We start from the raw sequence: 10163 nt of genomic DNA on the forward strand, positions 1-10163 counted from the left end.
GGAATCTAATGTGATTTTTATGATAGTTGATATCACCCACAAATCACCCACAAAAAATTTTTATTGAAATATTTTTTGAGTGAACGATTCGTATTTGTCCATACTGTCAGATTCGATTTTTTTTAGATATATGGGCATAAACACCGGCGGTAATTCTCATGCTTCCGTGTCCAAGCCGTTCCTGTACATACTTCATTTGGACACCTGTCTCTAAAATCAAGACCGCATGAGTATGACTTAGAGAATGAATAGGTAAGGGGGGTAAACCAGCGCGCTTTAAGATGCGCGAAAAAGCATTGAATAAAGATGATTTTGGAATCGGGTTTCCAGAGTCTGTAAAATATATTGTGTAAACTCTCAAACCCATTAAAATGGAAGTAAGAGAAAGGTTGGGGAGAACACATGGGACTTTGGTCAAAACAGCAACTTCGGGAATTCATTAAAGAGAACAATCTGGTAACCGCGCAAGATGCACAGCATGCGTTAAAGGATCTATTTGCAGAGACGATTCAGGAGATGCTGGAAGCTGAAATGGATACCCACTTGGGCTATGGAAAGCATGAAGTGAAGGCGAAACTCACTCCAAACAGTCGCAATGGAAAGAGCCGTAAAACGGTAGTCAGTGAGTACGGCGAACAGGACATCGCCATTCCTCGGGACCGCCTGGGTGAGTTTGAGCCCCTGGTCGTTAAGAAGCATCCATCGAATGTAACGGGTATCGAAGAGCAAATCATCGCCCTGTATGCCAAAGGGATTAGCACTAGGGAAATCCAGGATCATCTGGGACAGATGTATGGCATTGAAGTCTCCCCTACGCTCATTTCCAATGTCACGAACAAGATTGTGCCTCTCATTAAAGAATGGCAAAATCGACCTCTGCAAGGCGTCTATGCGATCGTCTATCTGGATGCGATCCACTTTAAAGTCAAGCAAGATGGGGCCATTATCAACAAGGCCGCCTACATGGTCATTGGCATCGATCTGGACGGAAACAAGGATGTGCTGGGCATGTGGATTGGTGAGAATGAGTCCTCCAAGTTCTGGCTAAGCGTACTGAATGAGCTTAAGAATCGCGGGGTTCAAGACATCCTCATTATCTGTGTGGATAACCTGTCTGGATTCTCTGGGGCAATTGCGGCCTGCTACCCTCAAACCGAAATTCAGAAGTGTATTATTCACCAAATCCGCAGCTCCACCCGTTACGTGTCATACAAGGATATTAAGAAAGTGACTGCCGACTTAAAGCCCATTTACAAGACAGCTACCGAGGAAAGTGCCTTACTTGAACTCGACCGTTTCGAGGAAGTTTGGGGAGCCAAATATCCCCTGATTATCCGTTCTTGGCGGACCCATTGGGACGAACTTGCTACCTTTTTCAAGTACCCACCTGAGATCCGCAAACTCATCTACACCACCAATATGATCGAGAGTTACCACCGTCAGCTTCGTAAAGTGACGAAGGGAAAGAGCATTTTCCCTACCGATGAAGCCTTGCTTAAAATGCTCTATCTGGCCACCGTCGATGTCACTCGAAAATGGACAGGCCGTGTCCAAAACTGGGGGCAAATGCTACTCCAGCTTTCGGTCTTTTTCCCCGATCGGGTCGGTCAACACTTGCGTTAGATTCGCGTTTTCCCCCTCGGGGGAATCTATGCTTAAAAGAGTTTACACAAAATTATTGACAGACCCTTATAATTAGTTATTTTAGCTACTTCACAATTATTATATGCATTATGCTGATGGGTACCAGTCTAAGATTTTTTATTTTAAACTACTGGTATTACCTGAAAGAAAACGAAAATAAGAAATGAAAAACTTCTTTAGCTTTATTAGAATCCCAGCGTGAGTTCAATAACTTAGCTTATATTGGAAAGTTGGGTTATTGAGCTTTCATTACATAATGTTTATTTCGATGGATCAATATGAACCCTATAAAAAACATTTAAAATCAATCAAAAATATTATCGTGTTATATAAATCCGAAAGCATCGGTAACACCCTACTGGCCAAGCTGGTGGGGTGTTATTACGTTTAGGGGGAGGAATACATATGTTTAGGTGGATATTTACCATACTTATTACAGTCCTATTAGCTGGCTGCAACGTGCAACAGCAGGAAGCAACTAGACCCAGCAAAACAGAGCCTGTAGCTAATCCAGTAACACAGGTGTCTGCCGACAAGGTTAAGCTAGAGTTTCCGTCCGATCGTTATCCCGAGACAGCGCAGCATATCCGAGAGGCCATAGCAGCCGGAAAGTCACAAGTATGTACAATTGACCGCGATGGAGCCGAGCATAACCGTGATTTGTCCCTCAAAGGCGTACCGACCAAGAAGGGCAAGGATCGTGATGAATGGCCTATGGCGATGTGTTCCGAAGGTGGGGAGGGGGCGGATATTAAGTACATAAGCCCGAAGGATAATCGTGGAGCTGGATCATGGGTAGGTCACAAGTTGGACGAATATGCGGATGGCACAAAAGTTGAATTTATCGTTAAATGAGAAATCCCCGCTAACCCTTAACTGGTCGGCGGGGATTTTTTTCGTTGAAGTCATTTCCACTTAGCCTTTCCAAATTTATTGAGTGACACATACGGTGTATGGTGTCTAAATGAAAGGAGGAGTTCATGTGAGTGAATGTGTTGGAGGAGTTGAGCGCAAGGAAGAGCGTAGGGAAAAATGTTTTTGTCCTTTCACATCGACGGGTGCAATTTTGGTACTCTTTATTCTGTTGGTTATCATCACTAAAGCATTTTGGATTTAATTTCTAAAGCAATGTCACGGTAATGCCCAATCATTGTTTAGGTAAAAAGGCTCTATTGATATGTGATCGATGAGCTTTTGTAATTATTACCTGTATACCCTGTACTCTGAAGTCTTTGTGCATATATTATGTTGTACTACAAATAAAGGAGGTTCAAGCCATGAGTGGATATGAAGGTGGAGCAGGTTATGGTGGATACGGCGGATTTCATTCTATAGGTGCAATCTTGGTATTGTTTATCCTGTTGGTAATTATCTCAAAAGCATTTTGGGTATGATTGGACTGGGGGCTCTGCTGGCGTAATGCTGGCAGAGTCTTTTTTATTGAATACCATTCACCGAATGAATTATCGAGGTGATCAGCATGAACCATACATATAAAGTGTAAAAATCAGATATCGAACTGTTTGCATCAGCATTAAGCCAGGTAAGAGCATATGTTGTGTCCGTGGACGAAGAATTACGGGTGACGTTTGAGGATTACGGTGGTCCAGTAGAAAAATTTTCGCCTGAGTCGATCAAGATTAACGGAAAATATTTCATGAGGAATCAGTTTGAATTTAGAGTAGATGTAAAGAAGGACTCCACTGGTATTTAGCCCATAGGAGTCCTTTTGGTTTATTTCTCATCACTTCTTATGAAAAGTTTTCCAATCAAGACATATATGATTAATGCAATAATCACAGCCAGGCCGTAGTCAATAATGAACTTAATGAGATTTTCTAATGTGAAAAATCCAGTTCCTGTGTTGTATTGAAAAAATTCTAGCCTTCCGTAAGTTAGATTCCCGATAATGTTGCCGATGAGCAGTGCGATGATAAATCTCCAAATATTTTTCACCAAATACCTCCTTTAAATCAAAAATAGAAGTTGATATAAAACTAACTATAGTTTACCATAAATATTGTAACGATTACATAAATGGTAAATGCATATAAAAAACAATGAGGAGTTGAAGTGATGAAAAAAGTTTGGATAACCTCACTTATGGCCGCAACTTTACTAACAGGTGTGATTGCGGTACCAGCCTCAATGTACGCATTGCCTTCTACAGACTCTAGTAGTGTTTCTAGTAGTGCTAAGGATTCTCTTAGTGAATCAGAATTACAAGATATCGAAGGTATTTCCGAATATTTCAATTTGTCTGAGCAGGAAAAAAATGATTTTATTAAAGCCATCCAAAATAAAGAAGACCGTGGAGAGTATCAAACACAAGGGAAATTGAGTTGGGCAGTAAAAGCTTTAAAAGCAGGATTTGATAAACTTCCGGCCTCAGTGAAAGCTTTTATTGGAGTTGAGGGTTTCTTACAGATCCTAGGTGTTGTTGACAACTTCACTGGAGCTATTGAAGATGCAATATATGCAGGAGCTTTGCAAGTGACTGGGAATGAAACTGCTGCCTGGTGGGTTACTAAAGCTTTAATGTTACTTTTATAGGATATTCCACAATAAGATGAATGGTGTAGATTTTGAATACTCTAAGCAAAAAAAAGCTCTGCTAACCTTAATTGGTCGGCAGAGCTTTTTTTATTTGCTAAGTTTGTATAGGCAGTATTGGTTAAGTGAAACATTTTCGGCTGCTGCCCGTTCTGCTAACTGCTGGTGCAGACTTTTGGGTACACGTAAATTAAACTTGCCGCTGTATTCATTCTCTCCTACAGGTTCAGGTATAGGGTCGCCATGTTCCAACTTAACAGACAAATAGCCTTTCATGGCTTCAAGAACACTTTCATAAGCTTCAGCAAAGGTTTCTCCGTCACTTTGGCAACCGTCTAATTCCACTACTGTTGAGTAAAAGTAGTGTCCGCTTTCGTCGTTCATTGGTCGAATCTGTATAGTGTACGGGAGCGACATGTAATACGCTAAATCCTTTTGTTGATTATTTGCCATTATATATCGGCTAGGATATATTGAGGATAAGGAAAGGGGAGCGCTCACTCCTCGATCCGACCCAGTACGTCTTTGACGCACGCCGCCTTTAATGGGTTTTTCTTTTTGACGGTGATTAGGTCGCCTTTATCATTTCGGAATTGGCAATGTGACGTTCCATCGTGCCTTGCCTTTATGTATCCGTAATGTTCAAGTACCTTTTCGACCTCTTCAAATCGAATCCCGTTTGGGCGGTCTTTCATTTTCTGGATCAATTTATTTATCCTAGCCATGTCTCACCTCCTGCATATATGGTACCATATATAGTACCATAAAGCAAGGGAATGAGACATTTATTTTGGAATAGTATTCTTTGTTTTATAAGAACGCATGTTTGTATATAATGACTAGTGAAGGAGTTGGTTGCTTTGTTACCTGATATCGAACGCAAGCTACTACGGATACTCTACAACTTTTCAGCAGGCCGCCGTAGGATGCCCACAATGAAGGAACTGGAGATCAAGACAGGCAGAAGTGTAGCGGACATAAAGGCGGGGCTGCTGGTTCTTGAGAAGAATAACTATATTACGTGGGCGGATAAGTCCTCATTGCGGGATATCGTCATTATCGAAGGATGGGACAGGGACCAGAAGATCATCATGCCACCCGGAAATGCGAATAGATATTTTACCGAATACTAAGCCCGGAGCAATCCGAGGTTTATTTTTTTGTTCGTTGGTAAAAATAATCCCTTGTACAGAACGTATGTTCGATATATAATTTGTACATTACACAACAGGAGGCTACATACATGGGAAAGAAACTTGAAGGCAATGGAATATGGGAAAGCTCTAGGATAATTATCCCCGAGCACAAGGAAGCATATTTGAAGCTAATGAAAGACCGTCAGCGGCGCGGCAAGCCGGAGTTGGACGACCAAGAGGTTACAGCTAATAGAGCAGACGCTTATAGACTCCTACAACTTACGTACGACTGTCACGTTGACTGTATTTAGCCCGTTCGATGATACGGTTATGACGGGTGTCGTTACGTCTATAAACACAGCCAGACGGGAAGTGAAGCTGTCCAAATACGAAGATGATTTTAGTTGGGTTAAGTTGGAGGATATTATTTCTGCAAGTACATAAAAGGTTCCCAGGTAACCGGGGCTTTTTTTACGTCCTTTACCAAGCTGAAAATTTGTTTACTATTTAATATTTTTCGTATATATTAATATTTGGAAATTAGTATTTTCATAAATTTTTCCTATAAAACTAGATTAAATTAACAGAGGAGATTACTTCAATGTGCATTTCATTAAGAATAGAACGCAAATCCGGTAGTGAGCCAATCGAGTTTGTAAAAGGTGAAATCACTAGCTTTACTTATATGAACAATAGTCCCAAAACCTTTTAGCTAAGTCTTCAGATTTGGCACATTCACTACATATTCGAAGCAAAATTCAGCTTCATTCGCTTCCTTCAGTTATAGACAATGCGGATAATTCCAACATGCTGTATACATGGGCAAACACAGAATATAAACCTGATAGTGAGGACTACTATCGAAAATGTAATATCCAAGTCGTGAGAAATGAAAACGACGATCCGAGATATTACGTTTACACACGCTTATGTAGATAAGTATCAAGAACAGATTGATACCAGCAAAGAGATACTTGAGTTTGAACTTGTTTTAAAACAAAAAGAAGATCAATTGGGAAAAATTCAATACAGTCCTCAGTTAGAACCTAAGGAAACAAGGGAAAAGGATCAGTCTGATGTCTCGCAAAAAGTACTGGAAGGCGCATATAGTAAGAATATGTTAGTGTATGCAGGAAATAATACTTTTCCGTTTGAAAATCCTCTTGTAGAACTAGAAAAGGCTTGGGTGCGAGGTGTAGAACAGGTAAAAGATTCGACAGACACTGTAATACATTATCCTGATCGTAAAGCATTTACATTAGTAGCTGTTCCTATAGCTCGAAAGAAGTACGGAGACATCACAGCCAATTTACTTCAACATTCACTTGATTACAAACCAGGAAATTTATACTTTAACGAATGGTCATATGAGGCGCAGCAAGTTAAAAAATCTAAAGAGCACATCGCAATAGTTAATGCCGCAGTCAAAAAAGCTAACGCTAATAAAATTAAAAGTTTTTCATATAATGGATCTGAGGGATTAGAAAGTGATAGAGATTTATATAATGCTTTTCACAACATGTATTATAAAATAAATGGAAATTACGTTGACGGGCAATGGAAAATTACTACAACGTATTCTGATGTCTATAATTTGAGTATAATTTTAAACAAATGTTTACTGGGGACAACAAACTTGGTTGGGCTGCAGCAAACCTAACAAATTTAATGGAATCATGGGGAACACTAAATGAGTATACGTCTCATGTAACAGTAACTGATACAAGAAAAGCTTGGAAGTGAGGAATAAATCGCAGATGAAGCGTAGATACATCATTATCTTGATTGCTATACTAGTTACAACTACTACTCTAATTTTCCTGGTGAATTCTGGGGATAATACGAAGTATAAATACCCATCAGGCAAAGATACCGTAGAATATTTTGGTGACGGGACTTTTCAAATTTTTAGAGGGGGGCCGCACTACCCTTTAATACTTTATAATCATCTTGCTGATCCACTGGGAAAAGCTGTTGATAATATTGTGTCATATAAGATAAAAAAAATATTGTGTATTTGGTTGGTGAAAATAGCTTCATTAAATTGGATTCAAGTACCAACACATACGAGCAAAAGAAACGGATTTCCGACTTTACTTCCAAAGATAGAGAGATATTCAATAAATTAATGGAAAAATAGAGGTTATCATAAGCAAATGTGGTTACCAGGGAGCTTTAATTTGTTCACAAAGGTTTAAGTTAACATGCGGTTTAGTTGAGTATGAAGCTGAATCGTGATGGAGTGGCATGTGAAAGATAATTTTTGTTAAAACGATTCCTCGGCACATATCCGAGAATTTTTTTTGCGTTCATTAATTAGTTTTGCATTCTACAAAAAAGGGACGAGGATTTTGATTGAGATTAGTGTAGATGAAAAGGAAGCGAAAAAAATTATATTGAAGAAAATTTCGGAGTTGGTGAAAGTAGTTGATGCTGAATATGTATTTTGGGATACAAATGAATTAAAGAAAAAGACTTGTATGAGTTGGAATACGATACTGGGAACATTTTTCTATGATCCTAGATTTCCAAAAAGAAAAATCGGCGGTAAATGGTATTATCCAGCTCGTGAAACGAGAACATTCTTGGAGCAATGGATTTTAGAGCAATGAATCAATTACTCGTAAACGGATTAATTAACACAACCCCAAAAATATACCTTACATGAGGACAAAAATTACCAGTTTACTAGGTTATTGCATTGCTACTAACCCGAGTAAAATATACAATTACAGCAGGCTAAATAGGAGGATGGTGTATCTGTGTTATCTGCTTTTTTGTATATTTTACTTGGGGTATTCGATGCTTTGGCCGTTGTTACTTTGGTCTTAAAGCTTTATATGCTTCCCGTCTGGGAATATCGTAGAAAAATACTATTTTACACAATTGGCATAGCTTTGTTTTCTTTTCTAATGAGGGTAGTTATAGGTGTGCCTAAATTAGATTTGCCGTTTCAATATTTGTTTATGGTTATCTTTTTTAGATTCGGTTTAGGGATCAAAACACATCTTGCGGCTTTTTCTGCAGGTTCTGGTCTAACAGCCTACATTAACCTACAGCTATTTGTATATCTATTTGCGAATTTTTTCGGAGTAGCACAACCGGGTGTTATCAATTACACTTCTGGGTTTTCTGTTTACTTTATTCAGGTATCTTCTATCATTATTGCATATTTGATTTCTTTTGTTATGGGGAAATATAACTTAGGATTCTCGTTTATAATTCAGCCTCCACACGATTTTTTAAGAGGTGAAAATTATTTCTCATCCCTAAATAAGATGTTAATTATAGGTGCGCTAATATCAGCGGTCACTATCTCTATTACTTTATATATGCTTTATAACTCTAATACAATAGGATTACTTTCCATTTCATTGTTTACTTTCGGATTGTCCTATTTCTTTTCAGATCGGGGGGATTACGAGGATGCTAGAAGCGCTATCGAGGCACATCGCAACAGAAATAAAAAAAGCTGACCCCGATGGTCCGACAAGTGTAGAAGTGATGGAATATGCGCTTGGTATAAAAATCACTGAAGTTTCTGCGGTATTCCTAGTAGCAGTAGTAGGCTGGATGGCAGGGCACTTTTTAGGAGCGTTATTAGCACTGGGTACTATTATGTTTATGAGGAGATTTTCAGGAGGGGCACACTTCCGCAATCTTACGTTATGTGTCTGTTTTACAACGGCAATATGTGTAACTATACCTTTCATCGCTTTGAATGTGCCAACGATTTTTATTATTAGTGCTTGTTCATTATTAGTGTTTGTCATTTATGCGCCTAATCATTTTATTTATATTAACAAAACTACTAAACATAAATATTATAAAGCGGTATGTATTTTGTTTTGTGCATTGAATTTCTTTATACAATCACACATAATATGCTTATCTTTAGCTATACAAGCTTTCAGCATTCTTCCTTTATGGAAAGGAGGGGAACGGAAATGGACAAGAGATTGGCAAGAGCTTTAAATGTAAAACTGGGGAAATACGCTGACGAATCTACCAAAAATGAAAAAACAGTATTTGGCGCTAAACCAATACCAGAAGAGCTGAAGAAAAAAGATCAGAAGAGTAAAGAAACGAATTGATATATGGAAGATGGAAAGCGGATTCTTGCCACCAAATTGTTGAGTGACAACGCATTAGGGGAATGTTCTTTTTTTCGCGAAAATCACCTGGTGGTGATTGAATTGTGGAAACCCAAAAGCAATTATCATATCCCACTTTTTCATACGTTGTATGGAAAATTCACCGTTCCCACCACTCTCCACGAATGTTTATCTGGTCTGCCCACTTTTGCTAATTTGGATGGTTCTAATTTAGTCAATATTAGCCTTGTAGACAAAATAATCACGGGAGATTATACGGGCGGACAGGTTACCTTCAAAAACAAGAACAATAAAGAAAGTATAAACGCGTCTAATTTGTCTCGTTGGAAACAAATTTACAAAGATGCAATCAGCGCTGAACGGGAACTGCGCTACATTTTCGGAGCAGAAATTTTAAAAACGGGTAAGTCAGCAGAAAATGGTTTTTTTAAAATTTCAGATATGATCAGTGTAGATATGTGGGAACAAAAGAAAAATTATTATGTCCCACGTTTCAATTCTGGTGATAAATCGTATGGAATCGGGTTAACAGTGCAAGCTTGTAAGGAAGCTTTTCCTTACTTATATCCGGCCTATAAGGATACCCTAATTAATCTCAGCTTAGTTAGCAAAATTGAAACTGGATCAGATACACTAAGTTGGACAGAAAAAATAAGGGCTTGTAGAATAAACCTATCATGTTAAGGAGCGAATCTCTACAATGCCAAAACAACGA

Annotated in this window: 16 protein-coding genes and 2 pseudogenes; 14 read left to right on the plus strand and 4 right to left on the minus strand. The window is 38.7% G+C overall.

All coding sequences use genetic code 11. The features are described 5' to 3' along the window. Positions 1-60: 60 nt before the first annotated feature. Positions 61-328, minus strand: a pseudogene (locus tag ABH897_RS06810) (tyrosine-type recombinase/integrase); the annotation flags it as partial. Between the two features lie 74 nt (positions 329-402). Here ABH897_RS06810 and ABH897_RS06815 point away from each other — a divergent pair. The 5 genes from ABH897_RS06815 to ABH897_RS06835 all read left to right on the plus strand — a co-directional run bounded on the left by ABH897_RS06815 (position 403) and on the right by ABH897_RS06835 (position 3358). Further along, entirely contained in the window at positions 403-1623 is a 1221-nt protein-coding gene (locus ABH897_RS06815) for an IS256 family transposase (RefSeq protein WP_404591438.1), read from the plus strand. 426 nt (positions 1624-2049) lie between these two features. Continuing rightward, positions 2050-2499 (plus strand): NucA/NucB deoxyribonuclease domain-containing protein, encoded by a 450-nt coding sequence (locus ABH897_RS06820; protein WP_283652124.1) that lies wholly within the window; start codon positions 2050-2052, stop codon positions 2497-2499. Positions 2500-2626: 127 nt separating this feature from the next. Next, a complete protein-coding gene (locus tag ABH897_RS06825) occupies positions 2627-2761 on the plus strand; it encodes a YjcZ family sporulation protein (RefSeq protein WP_404520228.1) in 135 nt (44 codons plus the stop codon). Between the two features lie 160 nt (positions 2762-2921). Beyond that, positions 2922-3038: a sporulation protein YjcZ gene (locus tag ABH897_RS06830; RefSeq protein WP_160789428.1), complete on the plus strand. Its 117-nt coding sequence runs from the start codon at positions 2922-2924 to the stop codon at positions 3036-3038. A gap of 119 nt (positions 3039-3157) precedes the next feature. Then, a complete protein-coding gene (locus ABH897_RS06835) occupies positions 3158-3358 on the plus strand; it encodes a hypothetical protein (protein WP_283656280.1) in 201 nt (66 codons plus the stop codon). 20 nt (positions 3359-3378) lie between these two features. On the opposite strand, the gene ABH897_RS06840 is transcribed toward ABH897_RS06835, so the two are convergent. Further along, the gene (locus tag ABH897_RS06840) at positions 3379-3600 is read right to left on the minus strand and encodes a hypothetical protein (protein WP_283652123.1); all 222 of its coding nucleotides are present in this window, start codon (positions 3598-3600) and stop codon (positions 3379-3381) included. Positions 3601-3720: 120 nt separating this feature from the next. On the opposite strand from ABH897_RS06840, the gene ABH897_RS06845 reads away from it, so the two are divergent. Further along, positions 3721-4197, plus strand: a complete 477-nt coding sequence (locus ABH897_RS06845) for a hypothetical protein (protein ID WP_283652122.1) — start codon at positions 3721-3723, stop codon at positions 4195-4197. Between the two features lie 90 nt (positions 4198-4287). Here the strand turns inward: ABH897_RS06845 and ABH897_RS06850 are convergent, their stop codons facing one another. Both ABH897_RS06850 and ABH897_RS06855 read right to left on the minus strand, forming a co-directional pair. Continuing rightward, positions 4288-4650 carry a type II toxin-antitoxin system HicB family antitoxin gene (locus ABH897_RS06850; RefSeq protein WP_483874953.1) on the minus strand — a complete coding sequence of 121 codons (363 nt, stop codon included), beginning with the start codon at positions 4648-4650 and terminating at the stop codon, positions 4288-4290. Positions 4651-4694: 44 nt separating this feature from the next. Further along, positions 4695-4922: a type II toxin-antitoxin system HicA family toxin gene (locus ABH897_RS06855; protein ID WP_404591442.1), complete on the minus strand. Its 228-nt coding sequence runs from the start codon at positions 4920-4922 to the stop codon at positions 4695-4697. A gap of 135 nt (positions 4923-5057) precedes the next feature. Between ABH897_RS06855 and ABH897_RS06860 the strand changes: the two genes are divergently transcribed. From ABH897_RS06860 to ABH897_RS06895, 8 genes and pseudogenes are all read left to right on the plus strand, one after another. Continuing rightward, complete coding sequence (locus ABH897_RS06860) at positions 5058-5330, plus strand: hypothetical protein (RefSeq protein ID WP_283652119.1); 273 nt, start codon at positions 5058-5060, stop codon at positions 5328-5330. A 110-nt stretch (positions 5331-5440) separates the two neighbouring features. Beyond that, positions 5441-5777: pseudogene (locus tag ABH897_RS06865) on the plus strand (YolD-like family protein). A gap of 445 nt (positions 5778-6222) precedes the next feature. Further along, positions 6223-6993 (plus strand): hypothetical protein, encoded by a 771-nt coding sequence (locus ABH897_RS06870; RefSeq protein WP_283652118.1) that lies wholly within the window; start codon positions 6223-6225, stop codon positions 6991-6993. Positions 6994-7684: 691 nt separating this feature from the next. Next, complete coding sequence (locus ABH897_RS06875) at positions 7685-7945, plus strand: group-specific protein (RefSeq protein ID WP_283652117.1); 261 nt, start codon at positions 7685-7687, stop codon at positions 7943-7945. 150 nt (positions 7946-8095) lie between these two features. Continuing rightward, complete coding sequence (locus ABH897_RS06880) at positions 8096-8809, plus strand: hypothetical protein (RefSeq protein WP_283652116.1); 714 nt, start codon at positions 8096-8098, stop codon at positions 8807-8809. After that, positions 8760-9308 carry an accessory gene regulator ArgB-like protein gene (locus tag ABH897_RS06885; RefSeq protein WP_283652115.1) on the plus strand — a complete coding sequence of 183 codons (549 nt, stop codon included), beginning with the start codon at positions 8760-8762 and terminating at the stop codon, positions 9306-9308. The genes ABH897_RS06880 and ABH897_RS06885 overlap by 50 nt, the downstream gene beginning before the upstream one ends. Beyond that, positions 9281-9427 carry a hypothetical protein gene (locus ABH897_RS06890; RefSeq protein WP_200893479.1) on the plus strand — a complete coding sequence of 49 codons (147 nt, stop codon included), beginning with the start codon at positions 9281-9283 and terminating at the stop codon, positions 9425-9427. Before ABH897_RS06885 ends, ABH897_RS06890 begins: the two co-directional genes overlap by 28 nt. A gap of 3 nt (positions 9428-9430) precedes the next feature. Beyond that, positions 9431-10132 (plus strand): hypothetical protein, encoded by a 702-nt coding sequence (locus tag ABH897_RS06895; protein WP_404591444.1) that lies wholly within the window; start codon positions 9431-9433, stop codon positions 10130-10132. Positions 10133-10163 lie beyond the last annotated feature (31 nt).

It is taken from the genome of Paenibacillus sp. RC73, from assembly GCF_044908085.1.
Classification (GTDB): domain Bacteria; phylum Bacillota; class Bacilli; order Paenibacillales; family Paenibacillaceae; genus Paenibacillus; species Paenibacillus terrae_A.